Annotated in this window: 16 protein-coding genes; 6 read left to right on the top strand and 10 right to left on the bottom strand. The window is 62.5% G+C overall.

Annotated elements, in window-relative coordinates; translation table 11 throughout:
- Positions 1–11: 11 nt before the first annotated feature.
- Positions 12–1,295 (top strand): NAD(P)/FAD-dependent oxidoreductase, encoded by a 1,284-nt coding sequence (locus ACYU03_RS00080; RefSeq protein WP_461887492.1) that lies wholly within the window; start codon positions 12–14, stop codon positions 1,293–1,295.
- The gene (locus ACYU03_RS00085) at positions 1,292–2,110 is read left to right on the top strand and encodes a sulfite exporter TauE/SafE family protein (RefSeq protein ID WP_461887493.1); all 819 of its coding nucleotides are present in this window, start codon (positions 1,292–1,294) and stop codon (positions 2,108–2,110) included. The genes ACYU03_RS00080 and ACYU03_RS00085 overlap by 4 nt, the downstream gene beginning before the upstream one ends.
- A 4-nt stretch (positions 2,111–2,114) precedes the next feature.
- On the opposite strand, the gene ACYU03_RS00090 is transcribed toward ACYU03_RS00085, so the two are convergent.
- Entirely contained in the window at positions 2,115–3,002 is an 888-nt protein-coding gene (locus ACYU03_RS00090; RefSeq protein ID WP_461887494.1) for a LysR family transcriptional regulator, read from the bottom strand.
- A 137-nt stretch (positions 3,003–3,139) separates the two neighbouring features.
- On the opposite strand from ACYU03_RS00090, the gene ACYU03_RS00095 reads away from it, so the two are divergent.
- On the top strand, positions 3,140–4,789 hold the full coding sequence (locus tag ACYU03_RS00095) for a GMC family oxidoreductase (RefSeq protein WP_461887495.1): 1,650 nt from the start codon (positions 3,140–3,142) through the stop codon (positions 4,787–4,789).
- Between the two features lie 99 nt (positions 4,790–4,888).
- Positions 4,889–6,511: an MFS transporter gene (locus tag ACYU03_RS00100; RefSeq protein ID WP_461887496.1), complete on the top strand. Its 1,623-nt coding sequence runs from the start codon at positions 4,889–4,891 to the stop codon at positions 6,509–6,511.
- Positions 6,512–6,841: 330 nt separating this feature from the next.
- Here ACYU03_RS00100 and ACYU03_RS00105 read toward each other — a convergent pair whose 3' ends face one another.
- From ACYU03_RS00105 to glyQ, 4 genes are read right to left on the bottom strand one after another with little or no spacing between them, the layout of a single operon-like run.
- The gene (locus ACYU03_RS00105; protein WP_461887497.1) at positions 6,842–7,615 is read right to left on the bottom strand and encodes a lysophospholipid acyltransferase family protein; all 774 of its coding nucleotides are present in this window, start codon (positions 7,613–7,615) and stop codon (positions 6,842–6,844) included.
- A gap of 59 nt (positions 7,616–7,674) precedes the next feature.
- Complete coding sequence (gene gmhB, locus ACYU03_RS00110; RefSeq protein ID WP_461887498.1) at positions 7,675–8,208, bottom strand: D-glycero-beta-D-manno-heptose 1,7-bisphosphate 7-phosphatase; 534 nt, start codon at positions 8,206–8,208, stop codon at positions 7,675–7,677.
- Positions 8,209–8,211: 3 nt separating this feature from the next.
- Positions 8,212–10,266 (bottom strand): glycine--tRNA ligase subunit beta, encoded by a 2,055-nt coding sequence (glyS, locus tag ACYU03_RS00115; RefSeq protein ID WP_461887499.1) that lies wholly within the window; start codon positions 10,264–10,266, stop codon positions 8,212–8,214.
- Positions 10,263–11,210: a glycine--tRNA ligase subunit alpha gene (gene glyQ / locus ACYU03_RS00120; protein WP_461887500.1), complete on the bottom strand. Its 948-nt coding sequence runs from the start codon at positions 11,208–11,210 to the stop codon at positions 10,263–10,265. The genes glyS and glyQ overlap by 4 nt, the downstream gene beginning before the upstream one ends.
- Before the next feature lie 82 nt (positions 11,211–11,292).
- On the opposite strand from glyQ, the gene ACYU03_RS00125 reads away from it, so the two are divergent.
- Positions 11,293–11,844: a DNA-3-methyladenine glycosylase I gene (locus tag ACYU03_RS00125; RefSeq protein WP_461887501.1), complete on the top strand. Its 552-nt coding sequence runs from the start codon at positions 11,293–11,295 to the stop codon at positions 11,842–11,844.
- A 40-nt stretch (positions 11,845–11,884) separates the two neighbouring features.
- Positions 11,885–12,772: a lysophospholipid acyltransferase gene (locus ACYU03_RS00130; RefSeq protein WP_461887502.1), complete on the top strand. Its 888-nt coding sequence runs from the start codon at positions 11,885–11,887 to the stop codon at positions 12,770–12,772.
- Positions 12,773–12,843: 71 nt separating this feature from the next.
- Here the strand turns inward: ACYU03_RS00130 and ACYU03_RS00135 are convergent, their stop codons facing one another.
- Genes ACYU03_RS00135 through def form a run of 5 tightly spaced genes read right to left on the bottom strand, consistent with a single transcriptional unit; the run spans position 12,844 to position 17,360 of the window.
- Complete coding sequence (locus ACYU03_RS00135) at positions 12,844–13,152, bottom strand: tetratricopeptide repeat protein (protein WP_461887503.1); 309 nt, start codon at positions 13,150–13,152, stop codon at positions 12,844–12,846.
- Between the two features lie 11 nt (positions 13,153–13,163).
- A complete protein-coding gene (trkA, locus tag ACYU03_RS00140; RefSeq protein ID WP_461887504.1) occupies positions 13,164–14,537 on the bottom strand; it encodes a Trk system potassium transporter TrkA in 1,374 nt (457 codons plus the stop codon).
- Between the two features lie 18 nt (positions 14,538–14,555).
- Positions 14,556–15,866: a 16S rRNA (cytosine(967)-C(5))-methyltransferase RsmB gene (rsmB, locus tag ACYU03_RS00145; RefSeq protein ID WP_461887505.1), complete on the bottom strand. Its 1,311-nt coding sequence runs from the start codon at positions 15,864–15,866 to the stop codon at positions 14,556–14,558.
- Positions 15,863–16,795, bottom strand: coding sequence for a methionyl-tRNA formyltransferase (fmt, locus tag ACYU03_RS00150; RefSeq protein WP_461887506.1), 933 nt, complete (start codon positions 16,793–16,795; stop codon positions 15,863–15,865). Before fmt ends, rsmB begins: the two co-directional genes overlap by 4 nt.
- 58 nt (positions 16,796–16,853) lie before the next feature.
- On the bottom strand, positions 16,854–17,360 hold the full coding sequence (def, locus tag ACYU03_RS00155) for a peptide deformylase (protein ID WP_461887507.1): 507 nt from the start codon (positions 17,358–17,360) through the stop codon (positions 16,854–16,856).
- Positions 17,361–17,449: the final 89 nt, after the last annotated feature.

Raw genomic sequence — 17,449 nt, forward strand, 5'->3', positions numbered from 1 at the left:
GAAACACTGCCATGCCTGCCGAGCTTTTCCCTGCCCATGCCTGCCGTGGCGATCACCACAAGGTGGTGATCGTCGGCGCTGGTGCCGCTGGTATCGCTACTGCTGCCAGCCTGATTAGCCGTGATCCGTCGCTGGACATTGCCCTTATCGATCCCGCTGAAGTGCACTACTACCAACCCGGCTGGACCATGGTCGGCGCGGGTGTGTTCGAGGCGCCGAGCACGGCGCGGACCATGGCCTCGAGCATTCCCCGTGGGGTGCGTTGGGTCCGGGCGCGGGTAGAGAGCTTCAATCCTCAGGCCCAAACCGTGTTGCTGAACGATGGGAGTTCGCTCAGCTATGAACAGCTGGTGGTCTGCCCCGGCCTCAAGCTCGATTGGAGCGCCATCGAAGGATTGAGCGAAACCCTGGGCCGTAACGGTGTGACATCCAACTACCGCTATGATCTGGCACCCTACACCTGGCAGCTGGTGCAGAACCTCAAGCAAGGCCGTGCGCTGTTCACCCAGCCGCCGATGCCGATCAAGTGTGCCGGCGCGCCGCAGAAAGCGCTGTACCTCTCCTGTGACCACTGGCTGCGACACGGGCGACTGGGTGATATCCAGGCCTGTTTCTTCAATGCCGGGACCGTGCTCTTCGGTGTAGCCGACTATGTGCCTGCGTTGATGACCTACATCGACAAGTATCGGGTCGACCTCAACTACGCCCATCGCTTGGTCGCAGTGGATGGTCCGGGCAAACGTGCGACCTTCATACGTACCCTGGCCGATGGCAGCAGCGAAACCTGTGTCGAACCCTTTGACATGCTGCATGTAGTGCCTGCGCAAGTCGCCCCTGACTTTATCCGCGATAGCGTACTGGCTGATGCGGCGGGCTGGGTCGATGTCGACCCGGCAACCCTGTGCCACCGGCAGTTCGCGAATATCCATGCCTTGGGGGATGTGACTAACACCAGCAATGCCAAGACTGCCGCCGCGGCACGCAAGCAGGCGCCTGTGGTGGCCAACAACGTGCTGGTCGCCCTGGGGCGCCTGTCCAACCTGGCGCAGTACGACGGTTATGGTTCCTGCCCGTTGACGGTGGAGCGCGGCAAGATTGTCCTTGCCGAGTTCACCTACGGCGGAAAGGTCGCCCCCAGCTTTCCGCGCTGGTTGCTCGATGGGCGCCAGCCGACGCGGCTGGCGTGGTTGCTGAAGGCGCAGGTGCTGCCTGCGCTGTACTGGCGTGGCATGCTCAAGGGACGGGAATGGCTGGCCAGGCCGCAACCGGTGATGCGGGCCGAGGCCGGACAGTGATCGAACATCAAGTACTAGGGGTTGTGCTGGGCGCGATCATTGGTGCGGTGCTTGCGCTGACTGGCGCCGGCGGGGGCATTCTCGCGGTACCGCTGTTGGTGTTCGGGCTGGGCTTGTCGATGGTCGAAGCGGCGCCGATCGGTTTGCTTGCCGTAGGGATGGCTGCAGCGGTGGGGGCTTTGCTGGGGCTGCGGCAGGGGCTGGTTCGCTATCGTGCTGCTGCGTTTGTCGCGTTGGTCGGTATTGCGGCAGCACCCCTCGGCTTGCTGTTGGCGCATCGCTTGCCGAATACACCACTGGCCTTGGGGTTCTCCTTAGTGCTGGTCTATGCCTGCCTGAGGATCTGGCGCAAGGCTGGCCGCGAGTTGCGTGGCCAGCCGGCCTGTGGACCCCGGCAGATCATGCCCTGTGTGCTCAATCCACTGCAGGGCCGCCTACGCTGGACCTTGCCGTGCGCCCGGGCCCTCGCCTTCACTGGTTTGGTGTCCGGGTTGTTGTCCGGGCTGCTCGGCGTGGGGGGCGGCTTCGTGATCATTCCGGCCTTGAACCGCTACACCAACCTGGAGATGAAAAGCATCGTCGCCACCTCCCTGGCGGTGATCGCCCTGGTATCCACCGGCAGCGTAGTCAGCGCTAGCCTTGGCGGCGTCATGCACTGGGCAGTGGGCGCGCCGTTCGCCGTGGGGGCGGTGAGCGGCCTGCTGGCTACGCGGCCGCTGGCGAGCAAGCTGGCCGGGCCTCGCTTGCAGCAACTGTTCGCGATTGCCGGTATCGGGGCGGCGCTATTGCTGGCGGGCAAGGCTTTGCTTGGCTGAGGCGTCACTCGGAGAGCAAAGCGGCTTGCTCCTGGGCGCACAATGCCAGCAGGTAGTCCCAGACCACGCGCAAGCGCACTGACTTGTGCAGCTCACGGCGAGTACAGATCCAGTAGCTGCGCTGGATGGTTTCGCTGGGCAGTACTCGCACCAGCCCAGGGTCGTGCCGGGCCATGTAGTTGGGCAGCACGGCGATACCCAGGCCGGCCCGGGCTGCCTGCTGCTGGGCGATCACGCTGGTGCTGCGGAAGACCACGTTCGGTGCCCGGCAAAAGCTGTTGAGGAACAGCAGCTCCTGACTGAACAACAGATCGTCCACGTATCCGATCCAGCTGTGCCGGGCCAGGTCCTCACGGTGCGTCAGCGCTGGTGCCTTGGCCAGGTATTCGCGGCTGGCGTACAGCGCCAGGCGGTAGTCGGTCAGCTTGCGGGTAATCAGCAGGTCGGCACTGGGACGCTCCAGGTGAATGCTGATTTCCGCTTCGCGGTTGAGAATGCTGACGAAGCGGGGTACGGCCACCAGCTCCACTTCCAGGCCGGGGTAGCGTTCGAACAACTCGTTCATCCGGGGCGTGAAGAACATGATGCCAATGCCCTCGGTGACGCCGAGCCGAATCTTGCCCAGCGGTGTGATCGCTTGGGTGATCTCTTCCTGGGCCAGCAGGGCGACATTCTCCATCGCCTCTGCATGCTTGAGCAGCGCTTGGCCGGAGGGCGTCAGCTCGTAGCCTTGGGCATGCTGGACAAACAAGGCAGTGCCTAGGCTCTTCTCGATATTTTCGATGTGCCGGGCCACGGTGCTGTGGGTGGTATTGAGTCGCTTAGCGGCGGAAAGCAAGCGGCCGCTGCGCTGCAACTCGAGGAAAAACCGCAGATCATTCCAGTCGAACATGCTTTTCCTTGTGAATCAGGCGTTCACGGGCATTGTGCTAAAACGCACAGCGGTTGCGCGAAATCTAACGTTTTCACCGCGAAATTAATCAATAACATGGACAGGAACAAGAACAATAATCAGGCGCGAGGTAACACATGCCATCAGCCGATTCTGTCTACGACTATGTGATCGTGGGTGCCGGACCTGCCGGTTGCCTGCTGGCCAATCGTTTGTCTGCCGACCCCTCTTGTCGTGTCTTGCTGCTTGAAGCAGGCGGACGTGACAACTATCCCTGGATCCACATCCCCGTTGGCTACCTGTACTGCATCGGCAATCCACGCACCGACTGGTGTTTCAAGACCGAGGCGCAACCTGGTCTGGATGGCCGCAGCTTGGGTTATCCACGGGGCAAGGTGCTCGGTGGCTGTTCCTCGATCAACGGCATGATCTACATGCGCGGCCAGGCGGCGGACTATGACCGCTGGGCTGAACAAGGCAACGCCGGTTGGGCCTGGAAGGATGTGCTGCCGCTGTTCAAAGCCAGTGAGAGCCACTTTGCCGGAGCCAGTGAGCACCACGGCGCCGAGGGGGAGTGGCGGGTCGAGCAGCAGCGTTATTCCTGGCCGATCCTCGATGCTTTTCGCGAGGCGGCAGCGCAATCCGGGATCCCCAACGTCGCGGACTTCAATACCGGAGACAACCAGGGCTGTGGATATTTTCAGGTCAACCAACGCAGTGGCATCCGTTGGAACTCCGCCAAAGCTTTTCTTCGCCCAGTGCTCAAGCGTCCGAACCTGACGGTGCTCACCGCTGTGCAGGTCGATCAGGTGCTGCTGGACAACACCCGCGCCTCTGCGGTCAAAGCGCTCTGGCAAGGAGCCTGGCATGAGTTTCCGGCGCGCCGCGAGATCATCCTCTGCGCTGGCGCGGTGGGTTCTCCGGGGATCCTCCAGCGTTCTGGAATAGGTCCGCGCAAGCTCCTGGAAGACTTGGGTATCGGTGTGCGCCATGAGTTGCCCGGTGTGGGAGGCAACCTGCAGGATCACCTGCAACTGCGGCTGATCTATCAGGTCCGCAATACCCGTACCCTCAACCAGATGGCCAACAGCCTGTGGGGCAAGATGGGTATGGGCCTGCGCTATCTCTACGACCGGAGCGGCCCGTTGGCCATGGCTCCGAGCCAGTTGGGGGCCTTCGTCCGCTCGGGGCCGGAGCAGGCAACGGCGAACCTCCAGTATCACGTGCAGCCATTGTCGCTCGAGCGGTTCGGCGAACCGCTGCATCGCTTCCCGGCCTTCACTGCTTCAGTGTGCAACTTGCGCCCGGTCAGCCGCGGTCGTATCGATATCCGCTCGGCCGATATGACGGCCGCGCCGCTGATCGACCCTCACTACCTGAGTGCTCCTGAGGACCTGCGCGTTGCAGCGCAAGCCATCCGGATCACCCGGCGTATCGTCCAGGCCCCTGCCCTGGCGGCTTTCGAACCACAGGAGTACCTACCGGGAGCGGCATTAGAAAGCGAGGAGCAGTTGCATGAGGCGGCTGGCAAGATCGGCACGACGATCTTCCATCCGGTTGGCACCTGCCGCATGGGCAACGGCCCCCTTGACGTGGTCGATGACCAATTGCGCGTGCATGGAGTGCCGGGTCTGAGGGTGGCTGACGCCTCGATCATGCCGCAGATCGTTTCAGGCAATACCTGTTCGCCCACGCTGATGATCGCCGAGAAGGCGGCGCAACTGATCCTCAGCGGGGCGGCAACCAGCATCAACCGCAACGACAGAAGCGCGATACCGACGCCCTGACCAGGGTGCGTGCAACACCGGCAGCCATGAGGTCGGGGGGCTGCCGACAGTGGAACAACAAGAATAATCACTGTGGCCTGCGGGCCGAGGACAGCAACGATGTCGGATTACATCCAAGAGCAAGGCGCGGCAGCGACACGTGACAGTGGCCGCGAGGAACGCAAGATCATTTTCGCGTCATCCCTCGGGACGGTGTTCGAGTGGTATGACTTTTTTCTCTACGGGGCATTGGCGGCGGTCATCAGCAAGCAGTTCTTCGCCGGGGTGAATGACACCACTGCCTTCATCTTCGCGCTGATGGCCTTTGCCGCAGGCTTCCTGGTCCGGCCGTTCGGCGCTCTGGTGTTCGGCCGGCTGGGCGACATGATCGGCCGCAAGTACACCTTCCTGGTCACCATCGTGCTGATGGGGTTGTCGACCTTCGCCGTGGGTCTGTTGCCCACCTACGCCAGCATCGGTATCGCCGCCCCTATCATTCTGGTGATCCTGCGGATGCTCCAGGGCTTGGCCCTGGGCGGTGAGTACGGCGGTGCCGCGACCTACGTGGCCGAGCATGCGCCACCCGGCAAGCGCGGCTTCCACACTGGCTTCATTCAATCCACCGCCACCCTCGGCCTTCTGTTGTCGCTGATGGTGGTGCTGGGCAGCCGCTACATCAGCGGCGACGAGTTCGAGACATGGGGCTGGCGCCTACCCTTCCTGTTGTCGATCGTGCTGTTGGCGATCTCCACGTGGATCCGCATGAGCATGCATGAGTCGCCAGCCTTCGTGAAAATGAAGGCGCAGGGCAAGATCAGCAAATCCCCGATCCGTGAATCCTTCACCTCTTGGCCGAACCTCAAGGTGGTGTTGACTGCGCTGTTCAGCATCAACGCCGGCCAGGCCGTGACCTTCTACACGGCACAGTTCTACGTACTGTTCTTCATGACGCAGATGCTCAAGATGGACCCGGCCCAGGCCAACACCTTGCTGATCATCAGCGTGGTGATCGGCGCGCCGTTCTTCGTGTTTTTCGGCTGGCTGTCGGACCGGGTCGGACGCAAGCCGATCCTCATGATCGGCCTGCTCCTGGCTACCGTGCTCTATTTCCCGCTGTTCAAGGGGCTGAGCTATTACGCCAATCCACAGATCGACGCGGCCAGCCGCCAGGCGCCTATCGTCGTTACCGCTGATCCTAAGGACTGCACCTTCCAGTTCGACCCAGTGGGCAAGGCGCGTTTCGACAGCCCTTGCGACAAGGTCAAGACCTTCCTGGTCAAGCAAGGCCTGCCATATAGCTCGGTGGATGCCGCCAGCGGTGCGCCGGTGATGGTCAGCATCGGTGAGCAGCAGATCGACGGCTTCGATGAAGCGGCTATGCGTGCGGCCATCGACCAGGCCGGCTATCCGGCCACGGCCGACCCGGCGAATGTCAATGAAGTGATGGTGGTGGTGTTGATCGTGGCGATGATCCTGATCGCGACCATGACCTATGGCCCGCTGGCGGCGGTGATGGTCGAGCTCTTCCCGACCCGCATCCGCTATACCTCGATGTCGCTGCCCTATCACATTGGCAATGGTTGGTTCGGTGGTTTCCTACCGACGGTGTCCTTTGCCTTGGTGGTGTACACCGGCGATATCTTTTACGGCCTGTGGTACCCGGTCCTGATCACCGGCGTCAGCCTGGTGGTGGGTATCTTCTGCCTGAAGGAGACCCGCGATGTGGATATCGACAAGGTCTGAGATGAGGTGATACGGGAGCTAACCTAGGTCGGGGTGGACTGCTGTGCCCCATCGCGACACAAGGCCGCTCCCACAAGAGGCTTGCCGATACGTAAACGCGTGGCTTGCAAGCCCTCTGTGGGTGTCGCGATGGGCTGCGTAGCAGCCCCACCTGTAGGCACTCCAGCTTAAGTGAACATCATTGGCGTAAAAGCCGGTTTTTTTATGCTCCGAAAAACTTATGCACGATTTTCAGAAAATGGTCATACAGAGAAATAAACTGAAAAATCAAAAGGTTACGATAGTTTTTTGACAGTAATCCAAAAACTGCACACACGTTATCCACAGAAGTCAGACGATGCCCTCGCTAGGGTTTTCCACGACAACAGGCGGCAAGGAACCCATGTCGCGCTGGGCTTGCGTGATCCAGGCCGCAGCCCGGTCGTTGAGCTCGGCAATGGCGCGCGGACCCGAACCTTCTGCATACATGGGCACGCCGATCATGACTTCGATGGTACCCGCCCGCTTGCCCCATCCCTCCTTGGGCCAGAACTTGCCGGCGTTATGCGCCACTGGCAGCACGGGCATCCCCGCGTTGACCGCCAGGGCAGTACCACCCCGGGAGAACTTGCCGACCTGGCCGTAGGGCACACGCGTACCTTCGGGGAAGATCAACACCCATACGCCCTGCTTGAGCAGTTGGTCGCCCTTGCTGGCGACCTGGCGCAAGGCTTCCTTGGGGTTGCCGCGATCAATAGCGATTGGCCGCAGCATGGCCATTGCCCAACCGAAGAACGGTACGTACAGCAGTTCGCGCTTGAGCACCTGGCTCAGCGGCTGGAAATAGGCGGAGAGGAAGAAGGTCTCCCAGGTGCTCTGGTGGTTCGACAGGATCACGCAGGGCTGGTTGGGCACGTTCTCGGCACCGCTGACCTTGACCTTGATACCGAGGAACAACCGGGCCAGCACCAGTGCGAAACGGCACCAGTAGACATTGATGAAGCGGTAGCGTGCGCGAAAGGACAGGAACGGCGCGACGAAAAAGCTCAGGGTGCACCACAGTAACGAACTGGTACCCAACAGCAGGTAAAAAAGAAAAATTCTGATCGCCTGCAGGATCGACATAGTGACATGTACCGTTGCGGGATGGGCCCGCCTAAAAGAAAGTGCGCCTCCAAGGCGCACTATTTATGAATAAGTTCTCTGGCGATGGCTGCCAGATCATCGAAAACCAATGTACTTTCCGGAACACCTTTGGCCAGGGTCCGCTCGCCTTTACCGGTTTTCACCAGGACAGGCTGTGCATCGACGGCCAGCGCGGCGGCCAGGTCACCCTGGCTATCGCCGACGAACCAAACTCCCGCCAAGTCGACATGATAGTACTCGGCGATGGTCCGTAGCATCCCCGGCTTGGGTTTGCGGCAGTCGCAGCCCTCATCGGGTCCATGGGGGCAATGCACGATAAGCCCCACTTCGCCACCCTGCTCGGCCACCCTTTCGCGCAATCGCGTATGCATGGCCTCCAGGGTCTCCAGCGGATAGTAGCCACGGGCAATACCGGACTGGTTGGTGGCCACGGCCACCGTCCAGCCCGCTTTGCTCAACTGCGCGATGGCCTCGATCGAGCCCGGAATGGGTATCCACTCCTCCAGCGACTTGATGTAAGCGTCGGAGTCCTGGTTGATCACCCCGTCCCGATCAAGAATCAGCAGTTTCAAGGCTCACCCCAGCAACGAGATGTCAGCCACGCCCAGGAACAGGCCGCGCAGACGGCTGAGCAAGGCGTAGCGGTTGGCGCGTACATTGGCGTCCTCGGCATTGACCATCACCGCCTCGAAGAAGGCGTCGACCGGTTCGCGCAGGGCCGCCAGGCGGGCCAGCGATTCGCTGTACTGGCGCGCCGCAGCCATTGGCTGCACGGCCTGGTCGGCCTGTTGGATGGCCGAGTACAGGGAGAACTCGTTGGCGTTGTCGAAGTACTTCGGCTCGACCTGGGCTGCGATGGCGCCTTCGGCCTTGCCCAGCAGGTTCGACACGCGCTTGTTCACCGCGGCCAGGGCCTCGGCTTCCGGCAGCTTGCGGAAGGCCTGCACGGCCTGCACACGCTGGTCGAAGTCGAGTGCCGAACCTGGCTTGAGGGCACGTACCGAGAGGTAGGTGGCGACATCGATGCCTTCATCCTCGTAGCGCGCGCGCAGGCGGTCGAAGATGAATTCCAGCACTTGGTCGGCCAGGCCGGCTGCCTTGACCTTGCTACCGTACTGGTTGACGGCGAAATTCACCGCGTCGTTCAGGTCCAGGTCCAGCTGCTTCTCGATCAGGATGCGCAGTACGCCAAGGGCGGCGCGGCGCAGGGCATACGGGTCCTTGCTGCCGGTTGGCAGCATGCCGATGCCGAAGATGCCGACCAGGGTGTCGAGCTTGTCGGCGATGGCAACCGCAGCGCCGGTCAGGGTCTGGGGCAGCTCGGCGCCGGCGCCGCGTGGCATGTACTGTTCGTTCAGGGCCAGGGCGACATCTTGCGGCTCACCGTCATTGAGGGCGTAGTAGTAGCCGGCCACACCTTGCATTTCTGGGAACTCGCCAACCATCTCGGTGGCCAGGTCGCACTTGGACAGCAGGCCGGCACGGGCGGCGCGCTGGGCGTCGCCGCCGATACGCGGGGCAATGAAGGCGGCCAGCTTCGACACGCGCTCGGCCTTGTCGAACACGCTGCCCAACTGGGCCTGGAAGACCACGTTTTGCAGGCGCTCGTTGAAGCTTTCCAGAGGCTGCTTTTTGTCCTGTTTGAAGAAGAACTCGGCATCGGTCAGGCGCGGGCGCACGACTTTCTCGTTGCCCTGGACGATCTGAGTCGGGTCCAGGCTCTCGACGTTGGCCACGGTAATGAAGCGCGGCAGCAGCTTGCCTTCGCTGTCGAGCAGGCAGAAGTACTTCTGGTTGTCCTGCATGGTGGTGATCAGGGCTTCCTGCGGCACCTCCAGGAAACGCTCCTCGAAGGAGCAGACCAGCGGCACCGGCCATTCGACCAGCGCGGTGACCTCATCGAGCAGCGCAGGCGGCACGATGGCGGTGCCTTCCTGTTGCATGGCCAGCTCGGCGATGCGCTTGCTGATCAGCTCGCGGCGCTCGGCGAAGTCGGCCAGGACGTGGGCCTTGCGCAGGTCCTCGACATAGTTGGCCGGGGCGCTGATGGTGACATCTTCAGGATGGTGGAAGCGGTGGCCACGGGACACGCGGCCGGCCTTCTGGGCCAGCAGGGTGCAATCGACGACTTCATCACCGAGCAGCATTACCAGCCACTGGGTCGGACGTACGAACTCTTCCTTGCGCGCACCCCAGCGCATACGTTTGGGAATCGGCAGGTCGTTGAGCGAATCCTCGACGATAGTCGGCAGCAGGCTGGCGGTCGCCTTGCCCGGGATGTGCTGGGAGAAGCGCAGCTTGGCGCCGCTCTGGTCGATCTCGGACAGCTCCACGCCGCACTTCTTGGCAAAGCCCAGGGCTGCCTGGGTCGGGTTGCCTTCGGCGTCGAACGCGGCCTGGCGGGGCGGGCCGTCGATGTTGATGCTGCGGTCTGGCTGCTGGGTGTCGAGCTGGCGGATCAGCACGGCCAGACGGCGTGGTGCGGCATAGACCTGCTTGCCGGTGTAGTTCAGGCCGGCAGCCTGCAGGCCCTTCTCGATGCCTGCCAGGAAAGCGTTGCCCAGGTTGGCGAGGGCCTTGGGTGGCAGCTCTTCGGTGCCCAGTTCGACCAGAAAATCTTGAGCACTCATTGTGCAGCCTCCAGCTTAGCCAACACTTCATCACGCAATTCAGGGGACGCCATCGGGAAGCCCAGCTTGGCGCGGGCCTGCAGATAGCTTTGCGCCACGGCCCTGGCCAGGGTCCGCACGCGCAGGATGTAACGCTGACGCTCGGTCACCGAGATGGCGCGGCGGGCGTCGAGCAGGTTGAAGGTGTGCGAGGCCTTCAGGACCATTTCATAGGTCGGCAGTGGCAGCTCAAGCTCGATCAGGCGGTTGGCTTCGCTTTCGTAGAAGTCGAACAGCTCGAAGAGTTTCTCGACGTTGGCGTGTTCGAAGTTGTAGGTCGACTGTTCCACCTCGTTCTGGTGGAACACGTCGCCGTAGGTCACCTTGCCGAACGGGCCATCGGTCCAGACCAGGTCGTAGACCGAGTCGACGCCCTGCAGGTACATGGCCAGGCGTTCCAAGCCATAGGTGATTTCACCGGTGACCGGGAAGCACTCGATGCCACCCACTTGCTGGAAGTAGGTGAACTGGGTGACTTCCATGCCGTTGAGCCAGATTTCCCAACCCAGGCCCCAGGCGCCGAGGGTCGGCGATTCCCAGTTGTCTTCGACGAAGCGGATGTCGTGGACCAGCGGATCCAGGCCGATGGCCTTGAGCGAGCCGAGGTACAGCTCCTGGAAGTTGGCCGGGTTCGGCTTGAGGACCACCTGGAACTGGTAGTAGTGCTGCAGGCGGTTAGGGTTTTCGCCATACCGTCCATCAGCGGGGCGACGGCTGGGCTGCACATAGGCGGCGTTCCAGGTCTCGGGACCGACGGCGCGCAGGAAAGTGGCGGTATGGAAAGTGCCGGCGCCTACTTCCATATCGTAGGGCTGAAGTACCACACAACCTTGCTCCGCCCAGTACTGTTGCAGAGCGAGGATCAGGTCTTGGAAGGTACGCACGGCTGGCGTAGGCTGGCTCACGAAATTCACCTGTATCTAGGGCTGCGAATATAAAGAGCGGGAGTATAACCCGATTCGCGTGCCCCTCTACCCATGGAGCCTTATGCCACGCTGCTTTTGGTGTACCGACGATCCGCTTTACCAGGCTTATCACGACCAGGAGTGGGGCACGCCGCAGCGCGATCCGGCGTTGTTGTTCGAGATGCTGTTGCTCGAAGGCTTCCAGGCCGGGCTGTCGTGGATCACCGTGCTGAGAAAGCGCGAGCGCTACCGCGAGGTGATGTATGGCTTCGACCCGCAGCGTCTGGCGCAGATGAGCGACGAACGGATCGAAGAGCTGATGCTCGACCCCGGCATCATCCGCAACCGCCTCAAACTCAAGGCGGCCCGGCGCAATGCCCAGGCTTGGCTGGCTGTGGATAACCCGGCCGAATGGCTCTGGTCCTTCGTCGGCGGAGAGCCGAAGGTCAACCATTTCCGTGAGCGCAGCGAAGTGCCGACGGTGACCGACGAAGCCAAGGCCATGAGCAAGGCCCTGCAGAAGGCCGGCTTCACTTTTGTCGGCCCGACGATCTGCTATGCCTTCATGCAGGCCACCGGGATGGTCATGGATCACACCACCGACTGTGATCGCTACGCCGCATTGCTGCGCTGAGGGTTTACAATGCGGGCCTTGCAATAAAAGGAATCAGCCTGTGGATAAATTCAAGGGCGCCCTGATGGTCGGGGCGCTGCGATTGTTCGCCAAGCTCCCTTGGGGGGCTGTGCAGCGGGTCGGAGCGGGCATCGGCTGGCTCATGTGGAAAATCCCCAACAGCTCGCGCAACGTGGTGCGGATCAACCTGGCCAAGTGCTTTCCCGAAATGGACCCTGCCGAGCGGGAAAAGCTGGTGGGCCGAGCCCTGATGGATATCGGCAAGTCCTTCACCGAAAGCGCATGTGCCTGGATCTGGCCGGCGCAGCGTTCGTTGGCGCTGGTCCGCGAGGTGCAGGGCCTGGAAGTGCTGCAGGACGCTCTGGCTTCAGGCAAGGGCGTGGTCGGCATCACCAGCCACCTGGGCAACTGGGAAGTACTGAATCACTTCTACTGCAGTCAGTGCAAACCGATCATTTTCTACCGCCCGCCCAAGCTCAAGGCCGTGGACGACCTGCTGCGCGAACAGCGGGTGCAGATGGGCAACCGTGTGGCGCCCTCGACCAAGGAGGGCATTCTTAGCGTCATCAAGGAAGTGCGCCGGGGTGGTCAAGTGGGTATTCCCGCGGACCCTGAGCCAGCCGAGTCGGCCGGGATCTTCGTACCCTTCCTCGGAACCCAAGCGCTGACCAGCAAGTTCGTGCCGAACATGCTCGCTGGCGGCAAGGCGGTCGGAGTGTTCCTGCACGCGCTGCGGTTGCCGGATGGGTCGGGGTTCAAGGTGATCCTGGAAGCGGCGCCGGATGCTATGTACAGCGAAGACACCGCTACGTCGGCAGCGGCCATGAGCCAGGTGGTCGAGCGTTATGTACGCGAGTACCCGAGCCAGTACATGTGGAGCATGAAGCGGTTCAAGAAGCGGCCGGTTGGCGAGGCGCGTTGGTACTGATATCGCTATCGCGGGCAATCCCGCTCCTACAGGGTATGTAGGAGCAGGGCCCGCGGTGAATTGACCATGCTTCAGGCTTTGTCCAGCTTCTTCAAAAACACCGTCATCTCCTTCTCGGCTTGCTTGTCGCCATGGGCTTTAGCAGCCTCCAGCCCTTGCTCCCAGGCCTGGCGCGCCGCCTCACGGTCGCCTTGCAACTGATACGCCTTGCCCAGCAGCTTCCACGCCGCCGAATACTTCGGGTCCTGCTCGACGCAGCGGGCCAGGTGCAGCGCAGCTTCGGCGCCATTGCCCTCGTCCAGCCAAGACTTGCCCAGGCCAAAACGCAGCAGAGCGTTATCCACACCCTTGGCCAGCATCTTTTCCAGCGAATCGCGCATTTCGGGTTCTCCTAGAAGAAGCTCAGGCCCACGTGGAACAGCTTCTCGACATCACGGATATGCTTCTTGTCGACAACGAAGAGGATCACGTGGTCGCCGGCTTCGATCACCGTGTCGTCATGGGCGATCAGCACTTCTTCGTCGCGGATGATCGCGCCGATGGTCGTGCCTTGCGGCAGGGCGATATCTTCGATGGCCTTGCCGATGACCTTGCTCGACTTCGAGTCGCCGTGGGCGATCGCCTCGATGGCCTCGGCCGCACCACGGCGCAGCGAGTGGACGCTGACGATATCTCCACGGCGGACGTGGGCCAGCAGTGTGCCGATGGTCGCCAACTGCGGGCTGATGGCAATGTCGATGTCGCCACCCTGGACCAGGTCGACATAGGCCGGGTTGTTGATCAGTGTCATCACCTTGCGCGCGCCCAGGCGCTTGGCCAGCAGCGAGGACATGATGTTGGCTTCGTCGTCGTTGGTCAGGGCGAGGAAGATGTCGGCTTCGGAGATGTTCTCTTCGAGCATCAGGTCCTTGTCCGAGGCGCTGCCCTGCAGGACTACGGTGCTTTCCAGGTTGTCGGAAAGGTGGCGGCAGCGGGCCGGACTCTTCTCGATGATCTTGACCTGGTAACGGCTTTCGATGGCTTCGGCCAGGCGCTCGCCGATCTGCCCGCCACCGGCGATGACCACCCGTTTGTTGCTTTCGTCGATGCGCCGCAATTCCCCCATTACCGCACGGATATGTGCCTTGGCGGCGATGAAGAAGACTTCGTCGTCGGCCTCGATGACCGTATCGCCTTGGGGCTTGATCGGCCTATCGCGGCGGAAGATCGCCGCCACCCGGGTATCGACATTGGGCATGTGGGCGCGGATCTGGCGCAGCTGCTGGCCGACCAGCGGGCCGCCGTAGTAGGCTTTGACCGCCACCAACTGCGCCTTGCCATCGGCGAAGTCGATCACTTGCAGGGCGCCGGGATGTTCGATCAGGCGCTTGATGTAGTGGGTGACCACCTGTTCCGGGCTGATCAGCACATCCACTGGGATGGCTTCATTGTCGAACAGTCCGGCGCGGGTCAGGTAGGCCGACTCACGCACCCGGGCGATCTTGGTCGGCGTATGGAACAGGGTGTAGGCGACCTGGCAGGCCACCATGTTGGTCTCGTCGCTGTTGGTCACGGCCACCAGCATGTCGGCGTCGTCGGCACCTGCCTGGCGCAGCACCGTGGGATACGAGCCGTGACCTTGCACGGTGCGGATGTCGAGTCGGTCACCGAGGTCGCGCAAGCGGTCGCCGTCGGTATCGACCACGGTAATGTCGTTTGCCTCGCTGGCCAGGTGCTCTGCCAGCGTACCGCCAACCTGCCCTGCACCGAGGATGATGATCTTCATCCGCTACTCCTAATCCTTTTATCCGCGCGGGGCGGCGATCTTGATCAGCTTGGCATAGTAGAAGCCATCGTGGCCGCCCTCTTCAGCCAGCAACTGGCGGCCGTGGGGCTGGCGTAGGCCGGCCTCGGTGGCCAGGTCCAACTCGCGGGCCCCTGGGGTGCGGGTGAGGAAGGCTTCGATCACTTCAGTGTTTTCCGTCGGCAGGCTCGAGCAGGTGGCGTAGAGCAGCATGCCGCCTACCTCGAGGGTTGGCCAGAGGGCGTCGAGCAACTCGCCCTGCAGCGCGGCCAGGGCCGGGATATCGTCGGCCTGACGGGTCAGCTTGATGTCCGGATGGCGACGGATCACGCCAGTGGCCGAACAGGGTGCGTCCAGCAGGATGCGCTGGAACGGCTTGCCGTCCCACCAACTGCCGGTGTCGCGAGCGTCGCAAGCGATCAGTTGGGCATCCAGGCCGAGGCGGTCGAGGTTTTCCCGGACCCGCGCCAGGCGCTTGGCTTCCAGGTCGATGGCCACTACTTCGCCGAGTCCGGCTTCGGCTTCGAGCAGGTGGCACGTCTTGCCTCCCGGGGCGCAGCAGGCGTCGAGCACGCGCTGGCCGGGCGCCAGTTCAAGCAGGTCGGCAGCCAGTTGCGCGGCTTCGTCCTGAACGCTCACCCAGCCTTCGGCAAAGCCTGGCAGGTTGCGCACGTCACAAGCCTCGGCCAGGAGGATGCCGTCGGGGCTGTAGCGGCAGGCGCTGGCAGTGATACCTGCCTCGGCCAGCAGGGCCAGGTAGGCGTCACGGCGGTGGTGACGACGGTTGACCCGCAGGATCATGGGCGGGTGGGCATTGTTGGCAGCGCAGATGGCCTCCCATTGCTCCGGCCAGAAGGCCTTCAGGGACTTCTGTAGCCAGCGAGGGTGGGCGGTGCGCACCACCGGGTCGCGCTCCAGGCCGTCAAGTACTTCCTGGCCTTCACGTTGCGCGCGGCGCAACACGGCATTGAGCAGGCCTTTGGCCCAAGGCTTCTTCAGCTTGTCGGCACAGCCGACAGTCTCGCCAATAGCTGCATGGGCTGGAATGCGCGTGTAGAACAACTGGTACAGGCCGACCAGGAGCAAGGCCTGCACATCGTTGTCGGCACTCTTGAAGGGCTTCTGCAGCAGTTGCTCGGCAAGCAGGGCCAGGCGTGGTTGCCAGCGGGCAGTGCCGAAGGCCAGGTCCTGGGTCAGGCCTCGGTCGCGTTCGTCGACCTTGTCCAGTTGAGCGGGCAGCGAGCTGTTCAGCGAGGCCTTGCCGCTGAGCACGGCGGCAAGGGCGCGGGCGGCGGCCAGGCGTGGGTTCATTGGCCGAGCACCATACCGCTGGCGAACTTCTCACGGCGGCTGTTGAACAGGTCGCTGAAGTTCAGGGCCTTGCCGCCTGGCAGTTGCAGGCGGGTCAGGCACAGCGCTTGGTCGCCGCAAGCGACCAGCAACCCGTCCTTGCTGGCAGAGAGGATTTCACCGGGCTTGCCCTGGCCTGTGGACAACTTCGCAGCAAGGACTTTCACGCTTTCACCGTTCAGGCTGCTGTGGCAGACCGGCCATGGATTGAAGGCACGGACCAGGCGCTCCAGCTCGACGGCAGGTCGGCTCCAGTCGATGCGGGCTTCATCCTTGTTCAGCTTGTGGGCATAAGTAGCCAGGGCATCATCCTGGACTTCACCTTGCAGGGTGCCCGCTGCCAAGCCGGTGATGGCTTCGAGCACGGCGGGCGGGCCGATTTCGGCTAGGCGGTCGTGCAGGCTGCCGCCGGTGTCTTCGGCGCTGATCGGTGTGCTGACCTTGAGCAGCATAGGGCCTGTGTCCAGGCCGGCTTCCATGCGCATCACGGTGACGCCGCTGTCGCTGTCGCCCGCTTCCACGGCACGTTGGATCGGCGCTGCACCGCGCCAGCGTGGCAGCAGCGAAGCGTGGCTATTGATGCAACCCAGGCGCGGGATGTCCAGCACGGCCTGGGGCAGGATCAGGCCATAGGCGACCACCACCATCAGGTCCGGGCGCAAGGCGGCCAGTTCGGCCTGGGCCTCGGCATTGCGCAGAGTCGGCGGTTGCAGCACCGGAATTTCATGGGCCACGGCCAGTTGCTTGACCGGGCTGGGCATGAGCTTTTGCCCGCGCCCGGCCGGGCGGTCAGGCTGGGTGTAGACGGCCACTACCTCGTAGGGGCTGTCGAGCAGGGCTTTGAGATGTTCGGCGGCAAACTCTGGGGTGCCTGCGAAGACAATGCGCATGGAGTTCTCGCTTGAAAAGAAAAAGGCTTGCCGGAGCAAGCCTTGGGAGTCGTGGGGATCAAGCTTGCTGGCGGTGCTGCTTTTCCAGTTTCTTCTTGATCCGGTCGCGTTTGAGCTGAGACAGGTAGTCGACGAACAGCTTGCCGTTGAGGTGGTCGCATTCATGCTGGATGCACACGGCGAGCAGGCCTTCGGCGACCAGCTCGTACGGCTTGCCGTCGCGGTCCAGGGCTTTGACCCGGACTTGCAGCGGACGGTCGACGTTCTCGTAGAAGCCAGGGACCGACAGGCAGCCTTCCTGATACTGGCCCATGTCGTGGGTCAGTTCTTCGATCTCGGGGTTGATGAAGACCCGTGGCTCGCTGCGGTCTTCGCTCAGGTCCATGACCACCAAGCGCTTGTGCACATTGACCTGGGTCGCGGCCAGGCCGATGCCAGGCGCTTCGTACATGGTTTCAAACATGTCATCGATCAGCTGGCGCAGCTCGTCATCGACCTCCGTCACCGGTTTGGCGATGGTGCGAAGGCGCGGGTCCGGGAATTCGAGGATGTTCAAAATAGCCATAGGGTCAGGCAGTCACTGTGCGTTCGGTTGAAAACTGAACACACATAATAAAGGGAATCGGGGAATTCGGCACCTGGCAAAGCTCGGCT

This window comes from Pseudomonas sp. X10, assembly GCF_054889225.1.

What these genes read in the sequence shown, in the direction of transcription:
- ACYU03_RS00080 (WP_461887492.1), top strand. Translation starts at nt 12, where the DNA reads ATGCCTGCCGAGCTTTTCCCTGCCCATGCCTGCCGTGGCGATCACCAC.
- ACYU03_RS00090 (WP_461887494.1), bottom strand. Translation starts at nt 3,002, where the DNA reads ATGTTCGACTGGAATGATCTGCGGTTTTTCCTCGAGTTGCAGCGCAGC.
- ACYU03_RS00095 (WP_461887495.1), top strand. Translation starts at nt 3,140, where the DNA reads ATGCCATCAGCCGATTCTGTCTACGACTATGTGATCGTGGGTGCCGGA.
- ACYU03_RS00100 (WP_461887496.1), top strand. Translation starts at nt 4,889, where the DNA reads ATGTCGGATTACATCCAAGAGCAAGGCGCGGCAGCGACACGTGACAGT.
- ACYU03_RS00105 (WP_461887497.1), bottom strand. Translation starts at nt 7,615, where the DNA reads ATGTCGATCCTGCAGGCGATCAGAATTTTTCTTTTTTACCTGCTGTTG.
- glyS (WP_461887499.1), bottom strand. Translation starts at nt 10,266, where the DNA reads ATGAGTGCTCAAGATTTTCTGGTCGAACTGGGCACCGAAGAGCTGCCA.
- ACYU03_RS00125 (WP_461887501.1), top strand. Translation starts at nt 11,293, where the DNA reads ATGCCACGCTGCTTTTGGTGTACCGACGATCCGCTTTACCAGGCTTAT.
- ACYU03_RS00135 (WP_461887503.1), bottom strand. Translation starts at nt 13,152, where the DNA reads ATGCGCGATTCGCTGGAAAAGATGCTGGCCAAGGGTGTGGATAACGCT.
- trkA (WP_461887504.1), bottom strand. Translation starts at nt 14,537, where the DNA reads ATGAAGATCATCATCCTCGGTGCAGGGCAGGTTGGCGGTACGCTGGCA.
- rsmB (WP_461887505.1), bottom strand. Translation starts at nt 15,866, where the DNA reads ATGAACCCACGCCTGGCCGCCGCCCGCGCCCTTGCCGCCGTGCTCAGC.
- fmt (WP_461887506.1), bottom strand. Translation starts at nt 16,795, where the DNA reads ATGCGCATTGTCTTCGCAGGCACCCCAGAGTTTGCCGCCGAACATCTC.
- def (WP_461887507.1), bottom strand. Translation starts at nt 17,360, where the DNA reads ATGGCTATTTTGAACATCCTCGAATTCCCGGACCCGCGCCTTCGCACC.